The organism is Streptomyces sp. NPDC056527, from assembly GCF_042794475.1.
In the GTDB taxonomy this organism is placed as follows: domain Bacteria; phylum Actinomycetota; class Actinomycetes; order Streptomycetales; family Streptomycetaceae; genus Streptomyces.
In genome coordinates this window covers 68,767-94,398 of sequence record NZ_JBHTTQ010000010.1, presented here as the reverse complement: position 1 = coordinate 94,398, position 25,632 = coordinate 68,767, and the positions used below count along the sequence as shown (strand labels likewise).

Here is a 25,632-nt window from a genome sequence, read left to right as displayed (position 1 = left end):
CGTGTCAGACTGCGAGGATGCGACGCCTGCTCCCTGTGACGGACATGACAGCCGACGACGCCCTCGCCGGGGACCGGGAGTGGTCCCTCGACGAGCTGGCCGACTTCTACGCGTACCCGGAGCCGGTCCCGGACGGTGTCTGGCTGCGGGCCAACATGGTCTCCTCCCTCGACGGGGCCGGACAGCACGACGGCCGTTCCCAGCCCCTCTCCTCCGACTCCGACATGCGGATCTTCGGCACTCTGCGGGGCCTGGCCGACGTGATCGTGGTGGGGGCGCAGACCGTACGCCAGGAGGGGTACAGGCCGGCCCGCGCCCGGGACGCGTTCGCGGCCCGCAGGGCGGCCGCCGGGCAGGGGCCGGCGCCGGTGATCGCGGTGGTCAGCGCCTCCCTCGACCTGGACTTCTCGGCTCCGCTGTTCACCGAGCCGCTGGTGCCGACCCTGGTCCTCACCGGGGCCGCGGCGCCCCCCGACCGCGTGGACGCGGCCGCGAAGGCCGGCGCGGAGGTGGTGATCGCGGGCGACGGGCCCGGAGTGGAGCCGGACCGCGCGAAGGCGGCGCTCGTGGAGCGGGGGCTGCGGCGCCAGCTGACCGAGGGCGGGCCCCGGCTGCTCGGCCAGTTCGTGGCGGCGGGCGTGCTCGACGAGCTGTGCCTGACGGTGTCGCCGACCATGACGGCGGGCACCGCACAGCGGATCGCCGGAGGCCCGTCGGTGGACGTCCCGAAACGGTTCGCCGTGGCGTCGGTGCTGGAGGAGGCCGGGTTCCTTTTCACCCGCTACCGTCGGATCTGACAATCGGCGGAATTTGTCGTTCCGGTTAGCTTCCGCTGGGCACACTTACCCCCGTAGACCCCGTGCGGGCACGGGGAAGGATGGTTTCCGCAGAAGGGCTCCTGAGGTGTTCACAAGCGTTCTGATGATCGAGAAGCCCCTCACGTCCGTCGACGTGGAATTCGTCACCACCCTGCACGGCGAAGAGGCGGTGTCCTTCATCGTGCTGATGCAGCCCCGTGGTGACCAGGCCGATGTACTGCTGCGCGCCATCGACGACGTCGCCATGGGCGAGCTGAAGGAAGCGACCAAGGAGGGCGAGCAGCCGGAGGGCAAGGAGGCCCGAGTCCCCGCCGAGCAGGCCCTGGAGTACTCCCTCCAGGCCCTGCGGAACGCCGGCTGCGAGGCGGTCGGACAGGTGGTCGAGGACCACCCCCTCGACAAGATGAAGACCGTCGTCGACGAGTCGGACGCCGACGAGGTGATCGTCCTGACGGCCCCGCACTACGTGGAGGAGTTCTTCCACCGCGACTGGGCCTCGCGGGCCCGCCACAAGGTCGGCGTCCCGGTCCTGAAGCTGTTCGCGCACAGCGAGTGACGGGGGCGGTCCGGACGGCCCCGGGCGCGGTGCCCGAGGCCGTCCGGGCGAGCCACTAGGCTGGGGCCCTCCTGTACGTCGCACCCCGGGGAGAGATCCGCATGGCACCCGCCATCCCTGCCGCCATGGAACGGCCGCACTTCATCGGCATCGGCGGTGCCGGAATGTCGGGCATCGCGAAGATCCTCGCCCAGCGCGGGGCGAAGGTGGCCGGCAGCGACGCGAAGGAGTCCGCGACCGCCGAAGCGCTGCGCGCCCTCGGCGTCACCGTCCACATCGGCCACGCGGCCGCCCACCTCGCCGACGACGCCACCGCCGTCGTCGTCTCCAGCGCCATCCGCGCCGACAACCCCGAGCTGGCCCGCGCCGCCGAGCTCGACATCCCGGTCGTCCACCGCTCCGACGCCCTCGCCTCCCTGATGGACGGCCTGCGCGCGATCGCCGTCGCCGGTACTCATGGCAAGACCACGACCACCTCCATGCTGGCCGTCGCCCTCACCGAGCTCGGCCTGGACCCCTCGTACGCCATCGGCGGCGACCTCGCGGGTCCCGGCACCAACGCCCGTCACGGCGCGGGGGAGGTCTTCGTCGCCGAGGCCGACGAGAGCGACCGCAGCTTCCAGAAGTACGACCCCGAGGTCGCCATCGTCCTCAACGTGGAGCTGGACCACCACGCGAACTACGCGTCGATGGACGAGATCTACGAGTCCTTCGAGGCGTTCGCCGCCAAGATCCGCCCCGGCGGCACCCTGGTCGTCGGCGAGCACTCCGGCGCCCGCGAGCTGGCCGCCCGGGTCGCGCACCGTGAGGGCCTGGACATCGTCACGGTCGGCGAGGCCGAGAGCTCCGACGTGTGGATCCGCTCGATCGTGCCGAACGGCATGACCAGCGAGGTCGTGGTCGTCCTCGACGGCGTCGAGCACACCTTCACCGTCTCCGTCCCCGGCCGCCACTACGCCCACAACGCCGCCGCGGCCCTCGCCGCCGGCGCCCGCGTCGGCATCGACCCCGCCGAGCTGGCCCAGGCCCTCACCGCGTACACCGGAGTCGGCCGGCGCCTCCAGCTCAAGGGCGAGGCCGCGGGCGTCCAGGTCATCGACTCGTACGCGCACCACCCCACCGAGATGACCGCCGACCTGGAGGCCATGCGCGGCGCCGCCGGAGCCTCCCGCCTCCTGGTCGTCTTCCAGCCCCACCTCTTCTCCCGCACCCAGGAGCTGGGCAAGGAGATGGGCGACGCCCTCGCACTCGCCGACGCCTCCGTGGTCCTCGACATCTATCCGGCCCGCGAGGACCCGATCCCCGGCATCACCAGCGAGCTGATCATCACGGCGGCCCGCGCGGCCGACGCCGACGTGACGGCGGTGCACGACAAGGAGACCGTCCCGGAGGTGATCGCGGGAATGGCCAAGCCCGGTGATCTCGTTCTCACGATGGGCGCGGGCGACGTCACGGACCTCGGACCGCGGATCCTCGCCCACCTGTCGAAGTAGAGGGAGAGAGCTCATGTCGTACGACGTCGAGAAGCCGGACGAGCAGTGGCGTGCGGAGCTGACCCCGGCGGAGTACCAGGTACTGCGCCAGGCGGGCACCGAGCCCGCGTTCCGGGGTGAGTACACCGACACGACGACCAAGGGCGTCTACTCCTGCCGGGCCTGCGGCGCCGAGCTCTTCACCTCGACCGAGAAGTTCGAGTCGCACTGCGGCTGGCCGTCCTTCTACGACCCGAAGGACAGCGACGCCGTCGAACTGATCGCGGACCGCTCGCACGGCATGGTCCGCACCGAGGTGCGGTGCGCCCGCTGCGGCTCGCACCTGGGCCATGTCTTCGAGGGCGAGGGCTACCCGACGCCGACGGACCAGCGCTACTGCATCAACTCGATCTCACTGCGACTGACGCCGGTGGAGTCGGACGCGTAGCCTCGTCCGAGGCTCGCGAGTGCCCCTGGTCGACCACGGTCGGCCGGGGGCACGTTCGCATCGACTCGCGGTGAGCGCTCGGTGAACGGGCGGAGGGAGAGGGACCGTGACCCACGTCCATGTCGTCTACGCGCACCCGAGTGAGCGGAGCTTCACGCGTGAGGTGCTGGACGCGTTCACCGGGGGGCTCGTCGAGGGCGGACATACGTACACCGTCTCGGACCTCGACGCGATGGGGTTCCGATCGGAGCTCACGCGCGACGAGTACGAGCGTGAGTCCGGGGGCCGCGCCGACGCGGCCGTTCCCGACGACGTCGCCGCCGAGCACGCCAGGCTGGCGGCCGCCGACGTCTGGGTCTTCGTCTATCCGGTGTGGTGGGCCGACTGTCCCGCGCGGCTCAAGGGCTGGTTCGACCGGGTGTGGACCGTCGGGTTCGCGTACAAGCCGGCCGGAGTCGCGGTGGCGGGGAAGGCACTGGTGCTGTGCACGGCCGGGTACACCGTCGCCGAGCTCGACGCGTCCGGATGCCACGAGGCGATGAGGACCGTCATGCTCGCCGACCGGATCGGAGCGCGGGCGAAGACGAGCGAGTTCGTCGTCCTGGGTGGGTCGGCGACCCACCGGGAGCAGTGGGCCACCCTCAAGGACGAGCACCTCGCGCGGGCGGCGGAGCTGGCGCGGTCGCTCTGAGGCTCAGCGGTTCTTCGCGTCCTCGGAAGTCGCGGGGTGCGGCTCCTTGTCCGCTGTCCTCCGCGACCGGCGGGCGAGGTCGCCCACCGCGAGTGTCACGACGCCCGCCAGCAGGCCCCAGAACGTCGAGCCGATACCGAAGAGCGTGAGGCCGGACGCGGTGGCGAGCAGCGTGACCACGGCCGGCTCGCGGAGGCGTTCGTCCAGGAGGGCCGAGGTGAGCGAGCTGCCGATGGTGCCGAGGAGGCCGATGCCCGCGATGCCCAGGACCAGGGCCGGTGGCATCGCGGTGAGCAGCCAGCCGACCGTACCGCCGAAGAGCCCGACCAGCAGATAGAAGACGCCCGCCCAGACGCCCGCGACATAGCGCTTGCGCGGGTCGGGGTGGGCGGCCTCGCCGCTGCAGATCGCCGCCGTGATCGCGGCCAGGTTCAGACCGAAGCAACCGAAGGGGGCGAGGACGGTGTTGACCGTGCCCGTCCAGGTCAGGAGGGGCGAGACCGGCGTCGTATAGCCGGCGTTGCGCAGGACGGCCACCCCCGGCAGGTTCTGCGAGGCCATCGTCACCGCGAAGAGCGGCAGACCGACGCCGACGAGGACCTGCCAGCTGAACTCGGGTCGTACGAAGGACGGTTCGGCCAGCGTGAGCGCGAAGCCGTCCAGCTTCCAGGAACCCTGCCACGCCGTCGCCGCGATCCCGGCGACGAGCGCGGCGACGACCGCGTACCGGGGGAACCAGCGCCGGCCCACGAGATACGCCAGGAACATGGGAACGGCGATCAGACCGTCCCGCTCCATCTGCGTGAACAGCTCGGTGCCGAACTGGAGGAGCACCCCCGCGAGCAGCGCCGAGGCGAGCGGGACCGGAATCCGGTTCATGATCCGCTCGAACCAGCCGGTCACCCCGCTGATGACGATCAGTACGCCGGACAGCAGGAACGCCCCGACGGCCTGGGCCATCGTCACCCCCTGCAGCCCGGTGGCGAGCAGGGCGGCCCCCGGCGTCGACCAGGCCGTGACGATCGGCGCGCGGTAGCGCAGGGAGAGGGCGATGCAGGTGATGCCCATGCCTATCCCCAGGGCGAAGACCCATGAGGTGAGCTGCGCGGAGGTGGCCCCGGCGGCCTTGGCCGCGGTGAAGACGACGGCCACGGAGCTGGTGACGCCGATGAGCATGGCGAGAAAGCCGGCCGATACGGCGGTGGGGGGCGCGGCGGACCGCAGATGTCGCGTGAAGGTCATGGGTGCTCTCGCTCGTGCTTTCGGTGCATGGGGCGTCGGCGCATGTTCGCACGTCCCGCTTCCGCCCTTGTCCGATGGGCCGTGATGACCGGAAGATCCATAAGTGACAGACCCTGGAGGGGAAATGAACAGAGGGGTGGGTGTTCCATGGGGGGCATGATCAAGGGTGGTAACGCCTTCGTTCCGGCGGTGCCGCTGCGGGTCGCCGTGCGGAACGGGCTGGACGTCGCGGTGCTGCTTCTGACGGACGGGGGACGCGTCCGGGGGGACGCGGACATCGTGTTCCACGGCGCGCCGGCGCATCCGTCGAACGCCGTACGGCTGACCGGGGCCGAGAACGGCACGATGTGGCTGGACATCGGCCTCCCGCTCGTCGAGGAGGAGATCGTCCGCGTTCTCCTCGTCGGGTCGGTGGAGAACGGCGCGCTGCGGGACGTGATCGGGACGTCGGTGGAGGCGTTCGCGCCCGACGGCACGTCGGTCGCGCGGTACGACGTGAACGACGCGGGCGCCGAGACGGCGATGGTGCTCGCGGAGCTGTACCGGCGGGCGGGGGGCTGGAAGTTCCGCGCGGTGGGCCAGGGGTATGTGAACGGCCTCGTCGGCCTGGTGACGGACCACGGCGTGGACGTGGCACAGGAAGGCCAGGCGCCGCCGCAGGCGGCCCCGTACCAGCCGCCGGCTGGGGCTCCGGCTCCGATCCCGTACCAGCCGCCTGCTGCGGCGCCGGTTGCGGCTCCGCCCGTGTACCAGCCGCCGGCTCCGGGGGTCCCGTTCCAGCCGCCTGCTCCGGCACCGGCTGCGGCTCCGCCCGTGTACCAGCCGCCGGCTCCAGGGGTCCCGTTCCAGCCGCCGGCTCCAGGGGTCCCGTTCCAGCCGCCGGCACCGGTTGCGGCTCCGCCCGTGTACCAGCCGCCGGCTCCCGGCCCTGCTCCGGCCCCGGTCCCGGGGGTCCCGTTCCAGGCCCCGGCGCCGGTGGTCCCGGCCGCTCCGGCGCCGGTGGCCGCCGGCATGGAGGAGTGGTCGTTCGGCGCCGTCTTCGAGCCGTACACACAGACCGGCCGGGACAACGACGTGATCACCGTGGAGGGACTCCCGCCGGGGCCGGTCGTGGTCGACCTCGCCATCCGGGGAGACGGTTACACCGGACTGTGGCCGCTGACCCGGTTCAACAAGGAGGGGGACACTCTCGTCAACAGCACCGAGGAGGACTTCCGGGGCCGAGTGCTCACCCAGGTCCCCGGGAACGGCCGTCTGCGGCTGCAGTTGAAGGCGGAGGGCCCCTGGCAGCTCCAGGTGCTGCCACTCGCCGCGGCGACGCGCCTGACGGAGCAGCAGCTGGAGTGCCGTGGCCCCGACGTCCTGCTGCACACCGCGGGCACGGCCGACCTCGCGATCCACTACCGAGGCGACGACAACCTCATCGTCAACCTCTTCGAACTGGCGGGGCACGACGACCCCACGTGCCTGCCCACGGACGACAACGTGGTCAACGAGATCGGGAAGCGGCGGGAGACCGTACCGCTGCCCGAGGGACCGGTCGTCGTGCAGCTGGAGATGGCGGACGGTCCTTGGCGGGCCCAGCTGAAGCACCTGGAGCCTCACAGCGGGTCGTCGACGGGTGACGGCCTCGCCAATGTGACGGACATCCGCACGGCGCAGGCCGGCCGAGCATGGTGGTCCAGGCGCTGATCGCCGCGGGCCGTGAGTGCGCCGCCCCGAAGGGTCTCGGGGCGGCGCACGCGGTCGCCGTCAGAGCACGGGCGCCAGGAGCGTCAGACGCAGGACCGCCGCGACGGCCAGCACCGTCGGGATCGCGTACCACCACGCCCGCAGCCACTGGGCTCGCACGAACCAGAGCGTCAGCAGCACGGTGACCACGGCGAGGGCCAGGCCGAACCCCGCGGCGAAGCCCGAGTTGGTGACGGCCTGCCGGTCCCAGGAGCCGTCCGGCTCGGTGGTGTAGGCGACCAGAAGGAGGTATCCGGTCACGAGATGCCCCACGGCCAGGACGACGGCACAGACGGCGGCGCCGACCCACTCGGAGGCGCCCGCCCGCCGCCCCTCGCGCACGTCCGTCACCGCAGTGCCTCCTTCGCCTGGTCCAGCTTGCCGTCGAAGCCCCGACCGTATGCCTTGGCGTCGTCACTCTCGTAGTAGGGCCCACCGTTGTAGCGTGCGGCGAGCTCCTGCATCTGCTCGCGGGTCATCTTCTCGGGCGGAACGTCGGCGAAGCCGCTCTCGGCCTTGAGCTGGGCCAGGTACTCGGACGCGATGAAGATGTTCTTCGCCGGGTCCTTGGTCGCGTCGATCACGGCATCGCGCTGAATGTCCGTGAGGTGGTTCGGGTCGTACCCGAGCACCTCGGCCGCACGCCGGACCTGGATCGCCATGGGCCCCATCGATGTGCGGTCGGGGTCCTCGCTGCCCGGAATGATCTTGCGGCCCTCGTAGGCCAGGTCGTCCAGAACCCCTGGATCGCCCTCGACCTCCTGCCAGGCGATGCCGGCGACCATCTCGGGCGGCAGGCCGGAATCCGCGGCGGCGGCCCTGATGAGCTCTTTGTTGCCGGAGATGTACGAGCGTCGGCCTTCATCGTCGTTCGACGGCAACCAGTAGTTGTTGCCCTGCCCCTCGGGCAGGCCGTCGACCCTGTTCGAGATCCGCATGAGCGCTTCGGAGATGACGACGTGGGAACCGACGGTGGGGATCGTGTCGACCTTCGGTCCCGATCCGGGAAGCTGCACGTTGGGGTTGGCGTGTGCCTCCCGGGCCTCCTTCTGGAGCGGCCCGAGACCCTTGAGGAACTGTTCCGGGTCAGGGATGGGGCCTTGGAACTCGGGAATCGAGGCGTAGGCCGCCTTGATGCCGGCGACGCACTGCGCACGCGCCTCGGATTCCACTCGGAGGGCGTCACCGTAGTGGCCCTTGGTCTGGTTGTAGTAGCCCTCGGCCTCCTCTCGGATCGCGTCCACGTCCACGGTCAGTTCGGCGAAGAAGTCCAGTACGCCGGTTGTGCCCCGCAGGTCCTCCCACTGGCGCAGGGGCTCGGCGGCCTTGGCGGTCGGGGTGATCGCCTCGGCCTCGCGCGCCATGACCTCGGAGAGCTTCCCCTCCGTGTGCTTTCCGCTCTTGAAATGAGACTGGGCGGTAGTCACGGCGTCGGCATACGAGGCGAGCGCGCTCGATGAGGTACGGAAGGCTTCGGACAGAGCATCGGCCAGGTTCTTGCTCTCTGTGAGGCGCTTGACGTAGAGGTCACGTGCCTCGCTCACCCATTCGACCTTCGAGGCCTTCCGGAACGCGTCGTCGGTCGACTCGATGAGGGTGTGCAGCCGTCGGAACTCGGCGGCGTTACGGTCGATGAGTTGGGGGTTGGCCTGTTCGAGGAAGTCGACGTCCGCGCGGTAGGCCATCCTCGCTCACCTGTCCTTCGCGGGGACGTAGCGTCCGCAGTCGAGCAGAGCGTTCATGCTGCCCTGGACCTTCTGATCGACGGTGACGTAGTCGTTGCCGGAGGACCTGAGCCTGGTGGACAGGGAGGCGAGCAGAGCCACCATGTCGTTGTACTGGTCCTTGGCGAACCGGGCGAAGGTGTCCACGTTCGACGAGACATCGGCATGCGCGCGCGGTGCGCGGCACTGGGTCGCGTTCTCGCCGTCCATGCGGCCCTCGTAGAGGAGCCCGGCGACTTCCATCAGCAGATGCGAACTGCCGTTGATGGACGCGGCGTTCGCGGAGAAGCCCGCGCCGCCCGTCCCTGGCCCGCCGCTCCGATGGTCTCCGCCCCCCGGCGCCTGATTGAGCTGCATCGGTGCGGTTTCGAGCCTGGCTGAGGCAGCAGCTCGTAGCTGCCCCCATTCTTCGTCGAATGACATCGCGTCCGTCTCCCCCTGGGCGGCCGTGGAGTTGCTCACGCACAGATGTGCGCCTCTTCAGGGTGCCATACGGCCGTGCCCCGCAGTCGAGTTGAACCAGTGGGGCGGGTGGGGGGGGCACTCGAAGCCGTGATGCCGGTCGCGCGGACCGAGCGGCCGCCCCCCCCGGGTCAGGTCGTCGGTTGCAGGAGGTCCCAGCGGTTGCCGTAGAGGTCCTCGAAGACCGCGACCGAGCCGTACGGCTCGTGGCGGGGGGTCTCCAGGAAGTGGACGCCCGCCGCTGTCATCCGGGCGTGGTCGCGGGCGAAGTCGTCCGTGTGGAGGAAGAAGCCGACACGGCCGCCCGTCTGGGCGCCTACGGCGGACTCCTGGGCGGCGCCGTTCGCGCGGGCGAGCAGCAGGCCCGTGCCGGCGGGGCCGCCCGCGGGGCGGACGACGACCCAGCGGGAGCCGTCGCCACGGTCCGTGTCCTCGACGAGGTCGAAGCCGAGGGCGTCGGTGTAGAAGGCGATGGCCTCGTCGTAGTCACGGACGACGAGGGTGACGAGAGCGATGGAGGACATACGCTCAGGTTATACGTATGACTTCACGGGCGCCACACGGTGCGAGAATGCACCCCATGGACGCCCAGTCGCTCACCGAGCTCACCGCCCGCGCACGGCTGCTCGCCGTTCCCGGCCGGCGGCGGATCCTGGGTCTCGCCGGAGCTCCGGGGGCCGGGAAGTCCACGCTGGCGGCCCGGCTCGTCGCCCGGCTCGACGGGCTCGCCGCCCTCGTGCCCATGGACGGCTTCCACCTCGCGCAGCAGGAGCTGGAACGGCTCGGGCGCGCGCGGCGCAAGGGCGCGCCCGACACCTTCGACGCCGCCGGGTACACCGCGCTCCTCACCCGCCTGCGCGCCCCCGAGCCCGGCACCACCGTCTACGCCCCCGCCTTCGACCGGGCCATCGAGGAGCCCGTCGCCGGCGCGATACCGGTCGCCCCCGACGTCCCGCTCGTGGTCACCGAGGGCAACTACCTGCTCCACGACGAGGGCCACTGGGCCACCGTCCTGCCGCTCCTCGACGAGGCCTGGTACCTGGAGCTCGACGACCGCCGCCGCGTTCCCCGGCTCGTCGAGCGCCACGTCCGCTTCGGCAAGGACCGCGCCCACGCCGAGCGCTGGGTCCAGGACTCCGACGAGTCCAACGCCCGGCTCGTCGCCCGCGGCCGGCACCGCGCCCACCTCGTCGTACGCATGAACTGACCCTTCAGGAGACGTCCGCCGCCCATCGGACATGATCACCGCATGAACACGACCAGTCGCCGCACGATCCTGACCTCCATGGCGGCCGCGGCCGCCGGCCTCCCCCTGATCAACGACCTCGCGGGGAACGGCAGTACCGCCGCCGCGGCCACCACCGCCGCCGCCGAGTTCCCCTCGAACACGGCGCTGTACAGCAGCGGTACGTACCAGGAGGGCGTCCACTGGATGCGCCGCTTCCGCCGCGGCGCCCCGGCGGAACTCCTCGACAACGCGAGCGGGACGAGCGAACCCGTCCGCAGCACGGCGATCATCGCGCCGCACGGCGGCGGCATCGAGGCGGGCACCAGCGAACTGTGCCTCGCCATCGCCGGGTACACGCCCACCGGCGCAGGGGCCGCGCCCGCGGCCGTGGCCGGCGTCCCGCAACGCGACTACTGGATGTTCGAGGGGCTCGCCTCCTCCGGCGAACTCCATGTCACCTCGACCCACTGCGACGACCCGGCCGCCCTGGCCGTCTGCGGCCACAACCTGTACGCCGTCTCCCTGCACGGCTTCGCCCCCGAGACGGGCCCGGCCAAGCAGATCCTCATCGGCGGCCGCGAGCAGCGTTTGATGCGCAATCTGGCATCCGCCTTCGCCGCGCACGGCCTCACCACCGGCACCGGCACCTCCCGGCTGGACGTGACGGTGGTCGTCGCGGGCGTCGACTCCCCGCTGAACGGTGACGATCCCGCGAACATCGTCAACCGCACGAGCAGCGGGGCCGGAGCCCAGCTGGAGATCTCCACCGAGTTGCGCAGGGCGATGTTCGGCACCTTCGGCAGCGCCGCCGACCGCAGGGCGACCGCCGGCAAGGGCACCGCCGACGAGGCCCACTTCTGGAACGGCTTCGTCGACGCCGTACGCGAAGCCGTCGACCGCCACGAACTCGGCCGCGACGCCGCGTAGACGGGGCGCGGCCGTACCCGTGATCGCGATCCGGGGGCGGACCGCCCGTAGCGGCGCCGTTCTACAGCGCCCGCCCCTTGGCCGCCCGCTCCGTCGCCGCCCGCGCCAGCGCCCGGACGATCGGGTGCGGGCGCGAGCCGTCGCCCGCGAGCTCCGGCTGGAACAGCGTCGCCAGGAAGAACGGGTGCCCGGGCAGCTCCGCGATCCGGACCTGGCCCTCCTCGTCCTCGCCCGTGAAGCGCAGGCCGTGAGCCCGCAGCGTGTCCAGACGGCGGCCGTCCGGGCCGTAGTTGCAGTGGTACCGCTCCGTCGTCCGCTCGGCGCCGAGCACGGACTCCGCCAGCGAGCCCGGTGTCACCCGCACCGCCCCCTCGTGGCCCACCAGGGAGCACGCGAGTGGCGCGATCAGCAGGTCGTCGCCGGCCGCTGCCGGGTCGTTCTCGGCATGCGCGGCGGCGCTCAGGCCGCACACGTCGCGGGCGAACTCGAGCAGCGCGTGCTGGAAGCCACCGCAGGTGCCGAGAAACGGAATCCCGTCCTCCCGCGCCGTGCGGATCGCCGCCAGCGCGCCCGCCTCACTCGCGTACGGACTCCCGGGCAGGACCCACACCGCGTCGAAGCCCTTCACCGCGCCGGGCGCCTCCGCGTCCCCGGTCGGGATCCAGTAGGCGTCGAGCACGAGGCCGTCGCGCTCGGCCAGCGCGTCCAGCAACAGAGGGATGCGGACATGGGACTTCACATGCGGGGAACGGTCGCCGACCAGGGCGATACGGGATGTCTTCGTCATGCGGACCATGCTGGTCGGACGGCCTGGTTCACGTCCAACGATGATTCCTGCACTTTCCATCGTGAACACTTATGGCCATGGATCCGCACCTCCTGCGTACGTACGTCACCGTCGCCCGGCTCGCCTCCTTCTCCGAGGCCGCCCGCGAACTGGGCTACACCCAGTCCGCCGTCTCCCAGCACATCGCCGCCCTGGAGAACGACCTCGGACTGCCGCTGCTCGGCCGCCGCCCCGTCGTCCCCACCCCCGCGGGTGAGCGACTCCTCGAACACGCCGGGTCTCTCCTCCTCCGGCTCGACGCCGCCCGCGCCGACCTCGCCCGGTTCGCCGCCGCGCCCCGCGGGACGCTGACCCTCGCGGTCTCCCCGCTCGCCCTGCACCCCCGTACGCTCGGCGCACTCCCCGCCTCCGGGGTCACCCTGCGCACCCTGCCCCGCGACGAGGTGCCGGCCGCCGTCGCGACCGGCGCCGCCGATCTCGGTCTCGTCGACGGACTCGCCGCGCCCAGCGACCCGTTGCGGCTCCCCGACGTCGCACCGCTCACCGCCGTGCGCGTCGCCGAAGAACCGCTCGCCGTGGTCCTGCCCGCAGGCCATCCGCTCGCCGGGCGCCCCGGACTGCGCCTCGCGGACCTCGTCGACGCGCGCTGGCTGGACGCCCCCGAGGCCGGGATCCCGCTCGACGGACTGCGCGCAGCGCACGGCGGCCCGGCCGGCCACGGCTTCCGTACCGCGTTGCTCTACGAAGGCACCGACACCCGCACCCTCGGCGCGCTGGCCGCCGCCGGCCACGGCCTGACGCTGCTGCCCCTCTCCCTCGCCGACGCGATCGCGGGCGCCGTCGCCGTACCGCTGAGCGCGCCCCGCCTCGTGCACCGCACCGAACTCCTCCACACCGGAGCCGAACCAGCCGCCTCGGCCGTCGAGTTGGCGGCCTGCCTGGTCGCGGAGTCGACTTGGCGACTCCGCACCTGATCCACTCGACACCCCCTAGGCTGTTCCCCAGGCGACGGAAGGCGGGCGGACGTGGGGTTGTTCCGGCGAGGACCCAGGCGCGACGGTGACGACGCGCCCAGGGACCCCGAGTTCTCGTACTTCTCCGAGCGCGAGGCCGCCCTGTTCCGCAGCCGGGTCCGCGAGGCGTTCGCCGAGCTCGGCCTCGAAGTCACGGTCTACGCCGACCTGGTGAGCGACGCCGACGGCCGCAAGTTCGGTCTCGGCAACCTCGCCGCGGTCTGCCACAACGACCGCCGCGGACCGCGCGCCTGGCCCGCGCTCATCCGCCGCCACGTCGGCCTGGTGCTGCGCACCATGGACGGCCCGTCCGCGCTCGACACCCTCCCGCCCGAGCAGATCCGCTCCCAGCTCTACCCGCGGGTGGTCAGCGGCGAGGGCATCGACCCGGGGACCTTCGGCTACGCACGGAGCGTCGCGCCCGGACTGTACGAGATCCTCGCCCTCGACCTGCCGGAGAGCGTCATGATGCTCACCGACGAGGCAATCGAACCACTCGGCGACGTCGACCGGTTGCGCGACCGGGCGCTCGCCAATCTGCGCGGGCTGCCCGTCGAAGGCCACGAGACGGTACGGGACGCCGACGGCATGTGCTTCGAGGTGATCCTCGGCGACTCCTTCTACACCGCGAGCCGCGTCCTGGACCTGGACGCGGTCGTACGGCGCGTCACCGGGCAGCCGCTCGGCGAGCACGGCGCCCTGGTGGCGATGCCGTTCCGCCACCAGCTCGCCTTCCACCCGATCCGCGACACCACGATCGTGCCCGCGCTCGGCGCGATGGCCTCGTTCGCCGCCTCCGGCTACGAGGACACCCCGGGCGCCATCAGCCCCTACGTCTTCTGGTGGCGCGGCGGCACCCTCACCCAGCTCAGCGACCGGGACGCGGACGGCGGGGAGTTGCGGATCGTCGTCGGCGAGGACTTCCACGAGCTGCTCGAGCACCTCATCGCCCAGGGGCCGGGTCCGGACGGGCGCTGAGCGGTCGCGGTCCGAGGGCTCGGCGGGCAGGATGACCCCATGTCGAGTACGCCCGAGTCCCGTACGCCCGCCCCCTTCACCGCCGACGACTACCGCGCCCGGATGGAGCGCGCCGCCGCGTCGGCGGCCGACGCCGGACTCGCCGGTGTCCTCGTCGCGCCCGGCCCGGACCTGGTCTACCTGACCGGCTATCAGCCGACCGCGATCACCGAGCGGCTCACCGTCCTCGTCATCGCCGCCGGCCGGGACCCGGTCCTCGTCGTGCCGACCCTGGAGGCCCCGGACGCCGAGAAGGCCCCGGGCGCCACCGCGCTCAGGCTGCGGGACTGGACCGACGGCAAGGACCCGTACGCGGTCACCGCACCCCTCCTCGACGGCGAGGGACGCTTCGGCGTCAGCGACAACGCCTGGGCGATGCACCTCCTCGGGCTGCAGAAGGAGCTTCCCGGCACCTCGTACGTGTCCCTGACCGAGGCGCTGCCGATGCTGCGGGCGGTCAAGGACGCCCACGAGCTGGAGCGGATCGCGGCCGCGGGCGCCGCCGCCGACCAGGCGTACGGCGAGATCCTCAAGGTCGCCTTCGCCGGCCGTCGGGAGACCGAGGTCGCGGCCGACCTCGCCGCGCTGCTCATGCGCTTCGGCCACTCCCAGGTCGACTTCACCGTCGTCGGCTCCGGCCCCAACGGCGCGAACCCGCACCACGAAGCGGGGGACCGGACCATCCAGCGCGGCGACATGGTCGTCCTCGACTTCGGCGGGCTCAAGCACGGGTACGGCTCGGACACCACCCGTACCGTCCACGTCGGCGAGCCGACCGCCGAGGAGCAGCGCGTCCACGACCTGGTGCGGGAGGCCCAGCAGGCCGGCTTCGAGGCCGTCCGGCCCGGTGCGGCCTGCCAGGACGTCGACCGGGCGGCCCGCAAGGTGATCACGGACGCGGGCTACGGCGAGTACTTCATCCACCGCACCGGCCACGGCATCGGGGTCACCACCCACGAACCCCCGTACATGATCGAGGGGGAGGAGCGCCCGATCGTGCCCGGCATGTGCTTCTCCATCGAGCCCGGTGTCTATCTCCCGGGCCGTTTCGGCGTCCGTATCGAGGACATCGTGACGCCGACGGAGGACGGCACCGGCGGCCGCCGCTTCAACAACACGCCCCACGAGATGGCGATCGTGGAGTGATCAGGTGGTGCGCATGCCGCCCTCGTCGCAGGGGAGCGCGGCCCCCGGGTGGTCCGCGGCGAAGTCCTCGGAGATGTCCTGCGCAGTGCCCTGCATCGCGTCGCCCGTGATCCGGATCTGGCCGTCGAAGGGCCGGTCGATGTCCTCGATCAGCAGCAGGGAGCCGGTGAACAGGACCGCGAGCGTGCCCCGACCCCCCGCTCACCCGTCCGTCAGTACCACCGCGCATTCCGCCGGCAGGCGCAGCAGGCCGTCCAAGCCGGGGGCGTCGACCGGATCCCAGGCGGCGAGGACCCGGTCGCGGCCGTTCGTGCCGAGGGGGATCTCCAGCGGTTCCTTGCCGAGGTTGACCGCGATCCGCAGCACCCCGCGGCGGAACGCCAGCCAGCGGGCCTCCTCGTCGAACGCGACCCGGACCGCCGCCAGGTCCGGGTCGGTGAGGTCCGGCAGGGTCCGGCGCAGCGCGATCAGTTCGCGGTGCCAGGCGAGCAGCCGGTTGTGCGGGGCGCGCTCGCGTTCCGTGCGGTCCAGGACGGAGCGGTCCCGGGTCGCGGGCTCCTGGGGATCGGGGATGTCCTCCTCCGCCCAGCCGTGTTCCGCGAACTCCCGTCGCCTGCCCCGCCGTACCGCCTCCGCCAGCTCCGGGTCCGTGTGGTCGGTGAAGTACTGCCAGGGCGTCTTCGCGCCCCACTCCTCGCCCATGAAGAGCATCGGGACCGAGGGCCCGGTCAGGACGAGCGTCGCCGCGCAGGCGAGCAGGCCGGGGGAGAGGGTCGCGGAGAGCCGGTCGCCCAGCGCCCGGTTCCCGATCTGGTCGTGCGTCTGGGCGTAGCCCAGGAAGCGGTGCGCGGGGGTACGGACCCGGTCGACCGGCCGTCCGTGGCGACGGCCCCGGAAGCTCGAGTACGTACCGTCGTGGAAGAAGACGTGGGTCAGGGTCTTGGCGAGCGCGGCCAGCGGGGCGCGCGCGAAGTCGGCGTAGTAGCCCTGGGACTCACCGGTCAGCGCGGTGTGCAGGGCGTGGTGGAAGTCGTCGTTCCACTGGGCGTGGATGCCCAGACCGCCCGAGACGCGCGGGGTCGTCGTCCGCGGGTCGGCGAGGTCCGACTCGGCGATCAGGAAGTGCTGGCGGCCCTGCTCCCGCGCCAGCTCGTCCACCGCCTCCGACAGCTCCTCCAGGAACGTCAGCGCCCGGTCGTCCACCAGGGCGTGCACGGCGTCCAGCCGGAGTCCGTCGATCCGGTAGTCCTGGAGCCAGGCGAGCGCGCTGTCCCGCAGATACGCGCGGACCTCGTCCGAGCCCGCCGCGTCCAGGTTCACGGCCGAACCCCACGGCGTGTGGTGCGTGTCGGTGAAGTACGGGCCGAAGGACGGCAGATGGTTGCCGGACGGGCCGAGATGGTTGTGGACGACGTCCAGGACCACCCCCATCCCGAGGCCGTGCGCCGTGTCGACGAACCGCTTCAGCGCCGTCGGCCCGCCGTACGGCTCGTGGACCGCCCACGGCGCGACGCCGTCGTACCCCCAGCCGCGGATCCCCGGGAAAGGACAGAGGGGCATCAGCTCCACATGGGTGATGCCGAGCCCCGCCAGCTCCCCCAGCCGCTCGGCGGCCGCGTCCAGCGTCCCGTCGGGGGTGAAGGTCCCGATGTGCAGCTCGTACAGGACCCCGGCGCGCAGCCGCAGCCGCGGGGACTCGTTGAACCAGACGTACCCGGAGTGGTCGACGACCGCGCTGAGTCCGTCCGGCCCGTCCGGCTGGCGGCGGGATCGGGGGTCGGGCAGTACGGGCCCGCCGTCCAGGGAGAAGCCGTAGCGGTCGCCGTCCTCGGCCGCCGCGACCCCGGTCCACCAGCCGTCCCGCTCGGCGTCCCGCTCCAGGGGCTGCCCGGTGCCGTTCAGCTCCAGCGTCACCCGGTCACGGGCCTGCGGGGCCCACACCTCGAAGAGCACCGGTCGAATCCCCTCGTCGACGGACACCACGCAACGACAACGACTACGGCGTCCATCCTGGCAGTCAGGACCGGGCCACGCCCGGTGTGTCCCGCACGAAGTCGATCGCTCGCTCGGACGTCGCGTAACCCGTGCGGGCGAAGGCGTTCGCCGTCGGGACGTCGCCCGGGTCGGCCGCCGCACGGATGCGGGGCACGTCCTGGCCCGCCAGGACGCGGGTGTCCTCGGCGAAGCCCCCGCTCCTGCGGCCGGGAGAGCGGTCGCGGTACCACGTCGTCGGTCATGGCGGGTCATGTGACGAGCCCCGTTCTGGACACGTCCGGCCCCTCGGACCGACAATCACGGTGTGACGACGCCTTTCGAGTTCTCCACGCACTCCGCACGGCTTACCGACGCCGAGCGGGACCGTGCGCTGGTGCTGCTCCGTGAGGGTGCCGCGCAGGGCAGGCTCTCGCACGACACCTTCCTGTTCCGGATGGAGCGCGCGCTCGTCGCGCGCCGGCCGGACGAACTGGCTCTGCTCACCGCCGATCTGCAGACCGAGTCCGGCTGGACGCGGCGGGTGGTGGGCGCGGTCGAGAAGATGTCCGCGTTCACGGCCAAGCTCGGCCGCGCCTGGCATGCCGAGCGGCTGCCGAAGCTGCTGCTGCCCGAACCGGGTCCGTACCCGCTGCGGATCGGCCGCGACCCGGCGAACGGGCTGCGACTGAGCCACGAGACGGTCTCCAGGCTGCACGCCGAACTCTCCCTCCAAGGCGGCATGTGGGTGCTGCGCGACCTCGGCTCGACCAACGGCACGAGCGTCAACGGCCGGCGGGTCACGGGAGCGGTGGCCGTGCGGGCGGGCGACATGGTGGCGTTCGGACAGATGTCGTTCCGGCTCTCGGTCCGCTGAACGGCGGGGCGGGGCAGAGGGACGCGTGCCGGCTCGGCGGCCGTGCCTCGTGTCGGCCCAACCGCCTTCCCCGGTAGGGGATTTCCCGTACGGGTGGGGGTAACCCCCATCGGGACACCGGAGTCCACCAGTGACCCGGTGCCGTCTCCGACGGGAGGCTGATCACCATGAGGACAACAGGTCAGCAGCCCCGAGGCAGAGTCCCGGTCACGGTCCGAACGGCGCAGTGGTGTGCCACGCACCCGTGGAAGGCCATCTCCGGCTGGGTGCTCCTCCTCGCGCTGTGCATCGGCGCGGGGGCCGCCGCGGGCATGAACAAGGGCTCGTTCGCCGACTTCTGGATCGGTGAGGCCGGACGGGCCGAGGCCATGGCCTCCGGCAGCGGACTGACGCCGCCGCCCGTCGAGCAGGTGCTGATCGAGCGCACGGCCCGGACCGCCGGGGACGAACCCACCGCCGCCGCCGGCGAGATCCGCCGCCGGATGGACGGGCTGCCCGCCGTCGAGTCGGTCGGTGAGCCCGTCGCCGCCCATGACGGCGGCGCCCTGCGGATCGCCGTCACCCTGCGCGGGGACCGGGAGACGGCGAAGAAGGACGTCGACGCGCTCCTCGCGCAGACCGCGGCCGTCCAGCGGGCCCACCCCGACCTGCGGATCGAGCAGACGGGCAGCGCCTCCATCTCCGTCGCGGTCAACGACAAGCAGGGCCGGGACCTCCAGCGGACCGAGATGATCAGTCTCCCGGTCACCTTCCTCATCCTCTTCGTCGTCTTCGGCGCGGTCCTCGCCGCCGGCATCCCCGTCCTCCTCGCCGTCTTCGCCTTCGCGGGCTCGGTCGGCCTGTACGGGCTCGCCTCCTGGGTCTTCCCGGACGCGGGCGGCGCGGCGCTCAGCGTGATCTTCATGATGGGCATGGCCGTCGGCGTCGACTACTCGCTCTTCTACCTCAAGCGGGCCCGGGAGGAGCGCGACCGCTCCGGCGGGACGATCTCCCACGCCCGGGCCGTCGAACTGGCCGCCGAGACCTCCGGTCGGGCGGTCGTCGACTCCGGTCTCGCCGTCGCCCTGTCCCTCGCCGCGCTGTACCTCGTCGGCGACGTGATCTTCTCCTCGATCGCCACCGGGGCGATCCTCGTCACGCTCGTGGCGGTGGGCGGCTCGCTGACCGTGCTGCCCGCCCTGCTGGCCAAGCTCGGCCACCGGATGGACGGCGGCAGGCTCGCCCGCCGGCGCCGCGCCGGCGGCGAAGGGCGCCTGTGGGCCAGGCTGTTGCGACCCGTCGTCCGCCGCCCGCTCGTCGCCCTGATCACCGGCCTCGTCGCCACCGTCGCGCTCGCCGCGCCCGCGCTGGGGATGAGGCTCGGCACCGAGGGCAAGGAGACCTTCCCGGACAGCATCCCGGCGGTCGCCGCGTACGACAGGCTCGTGACCGCCTTCCCCTCCGAGGGGCCCGCACATCTCGTGCTCGTACGGGGCGAGGACCCGGCCGCGCCGCTTCGGAAGCTGGCCGAGGCCACCCGCGGCGACGCGCTGTTCGCCCAGGACCGGGCGCCGGTGGTGCGGACGGCCGAGGACGGGCGCACGGCGCTGCTGGCCCTGCCCGTCCCGTACGCCGCGAACTCGCCCGAGGCCGCCCGCTCCCTGGAGCGGGTCCGGGGGCGGCTGCCGGCGGCCGTCGAGGGAGTGCCGGGGCTGCAGTGGGCCGTGTCCGGCGAGATCGCGGCCGGCGCGGACTACGCGGCGCACCAGCGGGAGCGGCTGCCCTGGGTGGTGCTCTTCGTCGCGCTCGCCACGCTGGCGATCATGTACGCCGCGTTCCGGTCGGTCGTGATGGCGGCGCTCGGCACGCTGCTCAACCTGGCGGCGGTACTGGTGGCCTGGGGTGTCCTCACGCTGGTCTTCCAGGGGACCTGGGCGCAGGGACCGCTCGGCTTCGAGTCGCTGGGCTTCGTCGGTTCCCGTACGCCGCTTCTGGTGCTCGCGATCCTCGTGGGTCTCTCCACGGACTACCAGATCTTCGTGGTCAGCCGGATCCGGGAGGCGGTGGAGCGTGGGGTCCCGACGCGTCAGGCGGTGGTCGACGGGATCGCCGGTTCGGCGAGTGTGGTGACGAGCGCGGCGGTGATCATGGTGTCGGTCTTCGTCAGCTTCCTCTTCATCGACCGCATCGAGATGAAGCAGATCGCCGTGGGTCTGACCGTCGCCGTCCTCTTCGACGCGATCGTGCTGCGCGCGATCATCCTCCCGTCGGCGATGGCCCTCCTGGGCGAGCGTGTCTGGTGGCCGCGGCGTCCGGCGAAGGCGGAGGTCCGGACGACGCGCGTGCCGGCGCCTGCGATGCCGGTGACGCCGGTGGAGGTCTGAGACGGGGCGGCCCGGCCGGACGTCACGCGGCGTCCCCGCCGCCACGGAACGCGAGGGGTCCCGGGCCGTCCTGGCCCGGGACCCCTCGCGTGTCCGGTGAGGCGCCGTCGACATTCACCCGTTCGGCGGTGTGCGGGCTGCGGTGGCCCCGTCGCGATGGTGGGGTGGGGAGACGCACTCACGGTGTTCCGACAGGTGTCCGACAGGGGGCGCGATGAACGACGAGTCGAACTCGGGCATACGGCCGGACGGCTGGGCGACCGTGCCACGGATGGAACCCGCGCAGCCCCCGCGCGTATGGGCGAACGGCCCCGGCGCCGCGCGCGTCCGGGCGGACGCGCCCTTCGTCGCCGAGCGGTCGCGGACCCGGACGGTCGCGCCCAGCCCTCTCGATCCCGGCGCCGGCCGGGACCCGCACCGCGTACACCGGGTGCTGCGGGAGGAGTTCCCGCTCACCTACGACCCGCTGCTGCGGGCGTGGGTGCTCAGCCGGTACGCCGACGTCGCCACGGCCCTCACCGACGCCCGCTTCACGCACGGCCACCGGCCCGGCGACCCGCCGTGCGCGGAGACGCACGTCGACGTCGACGAGAGCGAGCTCCGGAGTGTCGCCTCCCGTACCGCCTTCGTCCTCGCCCGGCGCATCGCCGACCGTCGCCAGGCCGACCTGGTCGCGGACTTCTGCCACTGGCTGCCCGCCGGCACGGTCGCCGCCGCCGTCGGGGTGCCCTACCGGGACATGATGCGCCTGGTCCGCGGCCGCGCCGCCTCCGCGCTCGCCGGTCAGTGCACGGGCCAGATCGCGGTACGGGAGAAGGCCCTCGCCAACTTCCTCGCCAACGTGCTCGTCGACCGGGAACACGCGCTGGCCCTCCTGGACGCCCCGGCCGGGCAGATCGCCCGCGCCTGGGCCGAGTCGCTGCGGCGCGACCCGCCGGTGCAGATCGCCGTCCGGCGCACGGGCGCCGAGGTACGGGTCAGCGGCGGCACGATCCCGGCGGGGGAGCCCGTCGCCCTCCTGATCGGAGCCGCGAGCCGCGACCCGGAACGCTTCCGCGACCCCGACCGCTACGACCCGCTGCGCGACGACGCCGACCAGCTCACCTACGGCCGGGGCGCCTGCCCCGCGGTCCTCCTCGCAAGCCTGGAGGCCGAGTACGCCCTACGGGCCCTGTTCCACGCCATGCCGCACCTCCGCCTGGCGGAGGGCTTCCGCCCCGAACGCACGGGCGTGATCACCCGATCCCCACGGAACCTCCTGGTACGCCCGGGCGGCTAGCGCACACGCAACCCCGACGACGGCGCCGCACCCGTGGGCACCGCAGGCACGGGTTCCTGGGCATAACGGGGGTGCGCACCCGCCCCGGCGGAACGGATGCCCACTACGGCGCCCCCCGCGGAAACCCGGCTTCACGGGCGGCGGCGCTCCGGGGTGAGGAGGGCCACCGGGCGGTCGGCGAAGAGGTCGGTCAGTTTCACCGTGCCGCCCCGGAACTCCCGTGCCCCGTCCAGGAGGTCGAACCACGGGCCCGGCGGCAGAGGCAGTTCCGTTTCCTGCCAGCCGCCCGCCTCCGCGAGGCGCAGCGGGAGTCGGGTGACCGCCGTGATCGCCTCCGGTGTGGCCCCCTCGCCCCGGGCGAACGCCAGGCAGTGCGCGGCCGCGGCGCCCGACGCGGGCAGCGGCATGTAGCTCCCGGCCGCGCCGAAGAGTTCCGGATGCCCGCGCCGCAGCCGCAGCGCCGCCCTGACCAGCGCCGTCTTGTCGTCGTCTGGCCCGATCGCGAACGGCCGCCGGTTGTCCGGGTCGACCAGCGCCCGATACTCCCGCTCCGTCCCCTGATACAGCTCCGGCACACCCGGCATCGTCAGCTGCACCAGCGTCGCGCCCAGCATCTGCGCCCGGATGTGCGGCTCCAGGGCGAACGCCGCCTCCGACGCCGCCCGCAGCGGAATCCGGCCGGGCCCCGCCGCCACGAAGTCGGTCACGGCCCGCTCGTACACCGCGTCGGGCTCCGTCCAGCTGGTGTGCAGCCCCGCCTCCCGTACGGACTTCAGCACCGCGGGACCGAGCCGGTCCGGATCCGGGGCGCCGAAGCCGAACGCCGTCTGCCACGCCGTCCACGCCAGGTGCGGATCGGGTGCCGGCACGCCCGCCACCTCCTCCAGCAACGCGGCCCAGACCGAAGGGCATTGGGAAAGGATCGCGATCCCCGCCCGGACGTCTGCGCTGCGCTTCGTGTCGTGCGTGGTGAGCACCGTCCCGGTGGAGGGCCAGTCCCGGGCCAGCCGCATGCAGTACGCGTGGAACTCCTCCGGCGCGACGGCCGGACGACCGGGATCCCCGCCCACCTCGTTCGCCGACAGCAGCGGGGTGTAGCGGTAGAAGGCGGTGTCCTCCACGGACTTGGCCCGCAGGGCGGAGGACGTCTGCGCGAACCTCGCCCGGAACGCCGCGTGTTCGGGGCCGTCGCCGAGCCGCCCGAGCGCCAGGTCCCGTACGGTGTCGACGGCCGTGGCCTCCTCGGGCACCGCGAAGGCCGCCTTCGCCCCGCGCGCCGCGTCCGGGGTGAGGACCGCCTCTCCGCCGGTCCGATACGTGCGGTAGACCGGTACGCGGACCAGCAGTTCACGGATCGCGGTCCGCAGCGCCCACGGCGCGTGGTCGCGCAGCTGCGGGTCGGCGGCGCAGATCCGCCCCGCGATCCGGGTCAGGGCAGTCGTCTCCGCGGACAGCTCGTGCGTCACGACCTTGTACGCGGCACGGCGGGCCGTCGCCTCCCAGATGCCTCCCCGGTCCCCGGCCCGCCCGGCGAACTCACGGTACACATCGAGGAGTTCGTCGGCGCCCGCGCCGTCCACGAAGACCCCGTCCACATACCGCAGGGCGTCATAGCCGGTGGTCCCGGCCACGGGCCAGCCCGGCGGCAGCGGCTCCGTACCGGTGAGGATCTTCTCCACCACCGTCCAGCACCGGCCGCCCGTGGCCTCGTGCAGCCGCTCCAGATAGCCCTCCGGGTCGGCGAGCCCGTCGGGATGGTCGATCCGCAGCCCCTCGATCACCCCGTCCCGCACCAGCTCCACGATCTTGCCGTGGGTGTCGCCGAACACCTCGGGGTCCTCCACCCGAACCCCGATCAGCTCCGAGATGGTGAAGAAGCGGCGGTAGTTGAGCTCGGTGCGGGCCAGCCGCCACCAGGCCAGGCGATACCACTGGGCGTCGAGCAGCTCGGGCAGCGGCAGCTCCTCGGTGCCCGCACGGAGCGGGAACGCCTGACCGTCCAGGTGTAGCGCGCCGTCGGCCACCCGCAGCTGTTCCCGGATGTCCGGCAGTCGGGCCGGCAGGACGGGCAGCAGGACCCGGCCGTCGCCCGCCTCCCAGTCGATGTCGAACCAGCGGGCGTACGGCGAGTCCGGGCCCTCGCGCAGCACCGCCTGGAGTGCGTGGTTGTGGGCGGGGGACGCGGCCATGTGATTGGGCACCAGATCCACGACCAGACCGAGGCCGTGTGCCCGGGCGGCCGCCGCGAGAGCCCGCAGTCCCTCCTCGCCGCCCAGCTCCCGGCGGATCGTGCGGTGGTCGGTCACGTCGTAGCCGTGCGTGGAGCCGGGCACGGACTCCAGGACGGGGGAGAGATGGAGGTGGGACACCCCGAGGCCGGCGAGGTACGGGACAGCCCGCTCGGCTGCCGAGAAGGGGAACTCCGGCTGGAGTTGGAGCCGATAGGTGGCGGTGGGGACCGTCGGGGCGGTGGGCGAGGGCATCATGCGAACGTACGTACCCGGCGAGGAGGCTTCTGTGTCATCGCCTCATGCGTCCGTTCGTGTGCATCGCGTTACGTTCGGCCGATGCTCCGTATGTATCGCGACACCCTGTCACTGCTCGGACCGGGGCTGCCGGTCGTCTCCTTCCTGGGGCGGCTGCCCACCGCCATGTGCCAGCTCGGCAGCCTTCTCCTGGTCTCCGAGACGAGCGGATCACTGACCACGGCGGGGCTCGCCGGAGGGGCGCTCGCGGCGGGGCAGACCGTGGCAGGACCGGTCATCGGCCGGCTCGCGGACCGGCGCGGGCAGCGCGGGGTGGTCCTTGCCGCGTCCCTCGCCAACGCGGTGGCCGTCGTCGCGCTCGTCCTCGCCGCGCTCGCTCACGCGGCGACCGGCTGGCTGATGGCCCTCGGCGCGCTCGCCGGGGCGAGTGTCCCGCAGATCGGGCCGCTCGCCCGGACGCGCTCGGTGGCCCTGGCCCGGCGCTCCGGCGCGGACGACCGGACGGTGGGGACCGTGCTGTCCTTCGAAGGAACCCTCGACGAGGTCTCGTTCGTCCTCGGCCCGGCCCTCGTCGGTGTCGCCGCGGCGCTGGCCCACCCGGCCGCGGCCCTGCTCCTCGCGGCGGCGCTCCTCGTCACCTGCGGCGCGGCCTTCGCGCTGCACCCGTCGGCCCTCGTGGCCGAGGGCGGCACGAAGGCCGCCACCACCCGGACGGCTGCCGCCGAACGGGGTCGGCTGCCGGGGTCCGCGTACGCGCTGCGGATCGCGATGGTGCTTCAGGGCGCCATGTTCGGGGCCTCGCAGGCCGGGATCACCGCGCTGACCGAGAGGCTAGGGGCGCCGGCCCAGGCGGGGCTCGTCTATGCGGCGATGGGGGTGATGAGCGCCGCGGTCGGGCTCTCCATGGCGGCCGTCCCCGCTCGGATCGGGCCGGCGACGCGATGGCGGGTCTCGACGGCCGCGCTCGTGGTCCTGTCCGTCCCGCTCCTCTTCGTCGACTCGCTGGTCGCGCTGTACGGGGTCGTGATCGTCCTCGGTGCCGCGTACGCGCCGCATCTGATCACCGTCTTCGGTCTCACCGAGCGGACCGTCCCGGCGTCCCGACTGGCCGAGTCCATGGCGTTCCTGACCAGCGGTGTCGTGGGCGGGCAGGCGCTGGCGCTCGCCCTGTCGGGGCGGCTCGCGGACACGCACGGGGTCGAGGCGGCGTTCGCCGTGGCGGTGGGGGCCGCGGTGCTGTGCGCGGTGCTCTCCTGGACGGTCCGCGGCGGGGCCCCGACGCGGACGTCCCGGGACCTGATCTCCAGCCCCTGACGGCGGCGCCCCCTTCGTGGGAAGGTGGCGCCGCCGTCCTCGTGAGGGCCGCGCTCCGGAAGTGGCTGGTCACCACCCCC

24 protein-coding genes are annotated in these 25,632 nt (G+C 72.7%); 15 read left to right on the top strand and 9 right to left on the bottom strand.

Annotated features, from left to right (window positions below; all coding sequences use genetic code 11):
- The first annotated feature begins 17 nt into the window (after positions 1–17).
- From ACFQ7Q_RS08525 to ACFQ7Q_RS08505, 5 genes are all read left to right on the top strand, one after another.
- Positions 18–797, top strand: coding sequence for a pyrimidine reductase family protein (locus ACFQ7Q_RS08525; RefSeq protein WP_383551356.1), 780 nt, complete (start codon positions 18–20; stop codon positions 795–797).
- Positions 798–903: 106 nt separating this feature from the next.
- The gene (locus tag ACFQ7Q_RS08520) at positions 904–1,374 is read left to right on the top strand and encodes an indole-3-glycerol phosphate synthase (RefSeq protein ID WP_383551354.1); all 471 of its coding nucleotides are present in this window, start codon (positions 904–906) and stop codon (positions 1,372–1,374) included.
- Between the two features lie 101 nt (positions 1,375–1,475).
- The gene (gene murC, locus ACFQ7Q_RS08515) at positions 1,476–2,867 is read left to right on the top strand and encodes a UDP-N-acetylmuramate--L-alanine ligase (RefSeq protein WP_383551352.1); all 1,392 of its coding nucleotides are present in this window, start codon (positions 1,476–1,478) and stop codon (positions 2,865–2,867) included.
- A gap of 13 nt (positions 2,868–2,880) precedes the next feature.
- The gene (gene msrB / locus ACFQ7Q_RS08510) at positions 2,881–3,294 is read left to right on the top strand and encodes a peptide-methionine (R)-S-oxide reductase MsrB (RefSeq protein WP_383551350.1); all 414 of its coding nucleotides are present in this window, start codon (positions 2,881–2,883) and stop codon (positions 3,292–3,294) included.
- A gap of 106 nt (positions 3,295–3,400) precedes the next feature.
- Positions 3,401–3,985 carry an NAD(P)H-dependent oxidoreductase gene (locus ACFQ7Q_RS08505; protein ID WP_383551347.1) on the top strand — a complete coding sequence of 195 codons (585 nt, stop codon included), beginning with the start codon at positions 3,401–3,403 and terminating at the stop codon, positions 3,983–3,985.
- A gap of 3 nt (positions 3,986–3,988) precedes the next feature.
- On the opposite strand, the gene ACFQ7Q_RS08500 is transcribed toward ACFQ7Q_RS08505, so the two are convergent.
- Positions 3,989–5,227, bottom strand: coding sequence for a benzoate/H(+) symporter BenE family transporter (locus tag ACFQ7Q_RS08500; protein WP_383551345.1), 1,239 nt, complete (start codon positions 5,225–5,227; stop codon positions 3,989–3,991).
- Between the two features lie 156 nt (positions 5,228–5,383).
- Here ACFQ7Q_RS08500 and ACFQ7Q_RS08495 point away from each other — a divergent pair, with 156 nt between their 5' ends.
- Positions 5,384–6,919, top strand: a complete 1,536-nt coding sequence (locus ACFQ7Q_RS08495; protein WP_383551343.1) for a TerD family protein — start codon at positions 5,384–5,386, stop codon at positions 6,917–6,919.
- Between the two features lie 60 nt (positions 6,920–6,979).
- On the opposite strand, the gene ACFQ7Q_RS08490 is transcribed toward ACFQ7Q_RS08495, so the two are convergent.
- The 4 genes from ACFQ7Q_RS08490 to ACFQ7Q_RS08475 all read right to left on the bottom strand — a co-directional run bounded on the left by ACFQ7Q_RS08490 (position 6,980) and on the right by ACFQ7Q_RS08475 (position 9,668).
- On the bottom strand, positions 6,980–7,309 hold the full coding sequence (locus ACFQ7Q_RS08490) for a hypothetical protein (protein ID WP_383551341.1): 330 nt from the start codon (positions 7,307–7,309) through the stop codon (positions 6,980–6,982).
- Positions 7,306–8,643 carry a hypothetical protein gene (locus ACFQ7Q_RS08485; RefSeq protein WP_383551339.1) on the bottom strand — a complete coding sequence of 446 codons (1,338 nt, stop codon included), beginning with the start codon at positions 8,641–8,643 and terminating at the stop codon, positions 7,306–7,308. Before ACFQ7Q_RS08485 ends, ACFQ7Q_RS08490 begins: the two co-directional genes overlap by 4 nt.
- 6 nt (positions 8,644–8,649) lie before the next feature.
- Positions 8,650–9,039 (bottom strand): hypothetical protein, encoded by a 390-nt coding sequence (locus tag ACFQ7Q_RS08480; protein ID WP_383551338.1) that lies wholly within the window; start codon positions 9,037–9,039, stop codon positions 8,650–8,652.
- Positions 9,040–9,275: 236 nt separating this feature from the next.
- Entirely contained in the window at positions 9,276–9,668 is a 393-nt protein-coding gene (locus ACFQ7Q_RS08475; protein ID WP_383551336.1) for a VOC family protein, read from the bottom strand.
- Positions 9,669–9,715: 47 nt separating this feature from the next.
- Here ACFQ7Q_RS08475 and ACFQ7Q_RS08470 point away from each other — a divergent pair, with 47 nt between their 5' ends.
- Positions 9,716–10,351 (top strand): nucleoside/nucleotide kinase family protein, encoded by a 636-nt coding sequence (locus tag ACFQ7Q_RS08470; protein ID WP_383551334.1) that lies wholly within the window; start codon positions 9,716–9,718, stop codon positions 10,349–10,351.
- A gap of 42 nt (positions 10,352–10,393) precedes the next feature.
- Positions 10,394–11,299 carry a poly-gamma-glutamate hydrolase family protein gene (locus ACFQ7Q_RS08465; RefSeq protein ID WP_383551332.1) on the top strand — a complete coding sequence of 302 codons (906 nt, stop codon included), beginning with the start codon at positions 10,394–10,396 and terminating at the stop codon, positions 11,297–11,299.
- 61 nt (positions 11,300–11,360) lie between these two features.
- Here the strand turns inward: ACFQ7Q_RS08465 and ACFQ7Q_RS08460 are convergent, their stop codons facing one another.
- On the bottom strand, positions 11,361–12,086 hold the full coding sequence (locus tag ACFQ7Q_RS08460) for a hypothetical protein (RefSeq protein ID WP_383551331.1): 726 nt from the start codon (positions 12,084–12,086) through the stop codon (positions 11,361–11,363).
- 77 nt (positions 12,087–12,163) lie between these two features.
- Here ACFQ7Q_RS08460 and ACFQ7Q_RS08455 point away from each other — a divergent pair, with 77 nt between their 5' ends.
- Genes ACFQ7Q_RS08455 through ACFQ7Q_RS08445 form a run of 3 tightly spaced genes read left to right on the top strand, consistent with a single transcriptional unit; the run spans position 12,164 to position 15,262 of the window.
- The gene (locus ACFQ7Q_RS08455; protein ID WP_383551329.1) at positions 12,164–13,060 is read left to right on the top strand and encodes a LysR family transcriptional regulator; all 897 of its coding nucleotides are present in this window, start codon (positions 12,164–12,166) and stop codon (positions 13,058–13,060) included.
- A 51-nt stretch (positions 13,061–13,111) separates the two neighbouring features.
- Complete coding sequence (locus ACFQ7Q_RS08450) at positions 13,112–14,077, top strand: hypothetical protein (RefSeq protein ID WP_383551327.1); 966 nt, start codon at positions 13,112–13,114, stop codon at positions 14,075–14,077.
- Between the two features lie 39 nt (positions 14,078–14,116).
- Complete coding sequence (locus ACFQ7Q_RS08445; protein WP_383551325.1) at positions 14,117–15,262, top strand: aminopeptidase P family protein; 1,146 nt, start codon at positions 14,117–14,119, stop codon at positions 15,260–15,262.
- A gap of 201 nt (positions 15,263–15,463) precedes the next feature.
- Here ACFQ7Q_RS08445 and treZ read toward each other — a convergent pair whose 3' ends face one another.
- Both treZ and ACFQ7Q_RS08435 read right to left on the bottom strand, forming a co-directional pair.
- The gene (treZ, locus tag ACFQ7Q_RS08440) at positions 15,464–17,215 is read right to left on the bottom strand and encodes a malto-oligosyltrehalose trehalohydrolase (protein WP_383551444.1); all 1,752 of its coding nucleotides are present in this window, start codon (positions 17,213–17,215) and stop codon (positions 15,464–15,466) included.
- A gap of 64 nt (positions 17,216–17,279) precedes the next feature.
- Positions 17,280–17,411 (bottom strand): hypothetical protein, encoded by a 132-nt coding sequence (locus ACFQ7Q_RS08435; RefSeq protein ID WP_383551323.1) that lies wholly within the window; start codon positions 17,409–17,411, stop codon positions 17,280–17,282.
- Between the two features lie 150 nt (positions 17,412–17,561).
- Here ACFQ7Q_RS08435 and ACFQ7Q_RS08430 point away from each other — a divergent pair, with 150 nt between their 5' ends.
- The 3 genes from ACFQ7Q_RS08430 (at position 17,562) to ACFQ7Q_RS08420 (ending at position 21,752) form a co-directional block, all read left to right on the top strand.
- The gene (locus ACFQ7Q_RS08430; RefSeq protein ID WP_383551321.1) at positions 17,562–18,110 is read left to right on the top strand and encodes an FHA domain-containing protein; all 549 of its coding nucleotides are present in this window, start codon (positions 17,562–17,564) and stop codon (positions 18,108–18,110) included.
- 167 nt (positions 18,111–18,277) lie between these two features.
- Entirely contained in the window at positions 18,278–20,473 is a 2,196-nt protein-coding gene (locus ACFQ7Q_RS08425; protein WP_383551319.1) for an MMPL family transporter, read from the top strand.
- Between the two features lie 214 nt (positions 20,474–20,687).
- Positions 20,688–21,752 carry a cytochrome P450 gene (locus ACFQ7Q_RS08420; protein WP_383551317.1) on the top strand — a complete coding sequence of 355 codons (1,065 nt, stop codon included), beginning with the start codon at positions 20,688–20,690 and terminating at the stop codon, positions 21,750–21,752.
- 131 nt (positions 21,753–21,883) lie between these two features.
- On the opposite strand, the gene treY is transcribed toward ACFQ7Q_RS08420, so the two are convergent.
- On the bottom strand, positions 21,884–24,235 hold the full coding sequence (gene treY, locus ACFQ7Q_RS08415; RefSeq protein WP_383551315.1) for a malto-oligosyltrehalose synthase: 2,352 nt from the start codon (positions 24,233–24,235) through the stop codon (positions 21,884–21,886).
- 93 nt (positions 24,236–24,328) lie between these two features.
- Between treY and ACFQ7Q_RS08410 the strand changes: the two genes are divergently transcribed.
- On the top strand, positions 24,329–25,552 hold the full coding sequence (locus ACFQ7Q_RS08410; RefSeq protein ID WP_383551442.1) for an MFS transporter: 1,224 nt from the start codon (positions 24,329–24,331) through the stop codon (positions 25,550–25,552).
- The last annotated feature ends 80 nt before the right edge of the window (positions 25,553–25,632 follow it).

Excerpts from the sequence above, each read along its gene's own strand:
- ACFQ7Q_RS08525 (WP_383551356.1), top strand. The coding sequence starts at position 18 with ATGCGACGCCTGCTCCCTGTGACGGACATGACAGCCGACGACGCCCTC.
- murC (WP_383551352.1), top strand. The coding sequence starts at position 1,476 with ATGGCACCCGCCATCCCTGCCGCCATGGAACGGCCGCACTTCATCGGC.
- msrB (WP_383551350.1), top strand. The coding sequence starts at position 2,881 with ATGTCGTACGACGTCGAGAAGCCGGACGAGCAGTGGCGTGCGGAGCTG.
- ACFQ7Q_RS08500 (WP_383551345.1), bottom strand. The coding sequence starts at position 5,227 with ATGACCTTCACGCGACATCTGCGGTCCGCCGCGCCCCCCACCGCCGTA.
- ACFQ7Q_RS08495 (WP_383551343.1), top strand. The coding sequence starts at position 5,384 with ATGATCAAGGGTGGTAACGCCTTCGTTCCGGCGGTGCCGCTGCGGGTC.
- ACFQ7Q_RS08485 (WP_383551339.1), bottom strand. The coding sequence starts at position 8,643 with ATGGCCTACCGCGCGGACGTCGACTTCCTCGAACAGGCCAACCCCCAA.
- ACFQ7Q_RS08480 (WP_383551338.1), bottom strand. The coding sequence starts at position 9,039 with ATGCAGCTCAATCAGGCGCCGGGGGGCGGAGACCATCGGAGCGGCGGG.
- ACFQ7Q_RS08475 (WP_383551336.1), bottom strand. The coding sequence starts at position 9,668 with ATGTCCTCCATCGCTCTCGTCACCCTCGTCGTCCGTGACTACGACGAG.
- ACFQ7Q_RS08470 (WP_383551334.1), top strand. The coding sequence starts at position 9,716 with ATGCACCCCATGGACGCCCAGTCGCTCACCGAGCTCACCGCCCGCGCA.
- ACFQ7Q_RS08465 (WP_383551332.1), top strand. The coding sequence starts at position 10,394 with ATGAACACGACCAGTCGCCGCACGATCCTGACCTCCATGGCGGCCGCG.
- ACFQ7Q_RS08460 (WP_383551331.1), bottom strand. The coding sequence starts at position 12,086 with ATGACGAAGACATCCCGTATCGCCCTGGTCGGCGACCGTTCCCCGCAT.
- ACFQ7Q_RS08455 (WP_383551329.1), top strand. The coding sequence starts at position 12,164 with ATGGATCCGCACCTCCTGCGTACGTACGTCACCGTCGCCCGGCTCGCC.
- ACFQ7Q_RS08445 (WP_383551325.1), top strand. The coding sequence starts at position 14,117 with ATGTCGAGTACGCCCGAGTCCCGTACGCCCGCCCCCTTCACCGCCGAC.
- ACFQ7Q_RS08425 (WP_383551319.1), top strand. The coding sequence starts at position 18,278 with ATGAGGACAACAGGTCAGCAGCCCCGAGGCAGAGTCCCGGTCACGGTC.
- ACFQ7Q_RS08420 (WP_383551317.1), top strand. The coding sequence starts at position 20,688 with ATGAACGACGAGTCGAACTCGGGCATACGGCCGGACGGCTGGGCGACC.
- treY (WP_383551315.1), bottom strand. The coding sequence starts at position 24,235 with ATGCCCTCGCCCACCGCCCCGACGGTCCCCACCGCCACCTATCGGCTC.
- ACFQ7Q_RS08410 (WP_383551442.1), top strand. The coding sequence starts at position 24,329 with ATGTATCGCGACACCCTGTCACTGCTCGGACCGGGGCTGCCGGTCGTC.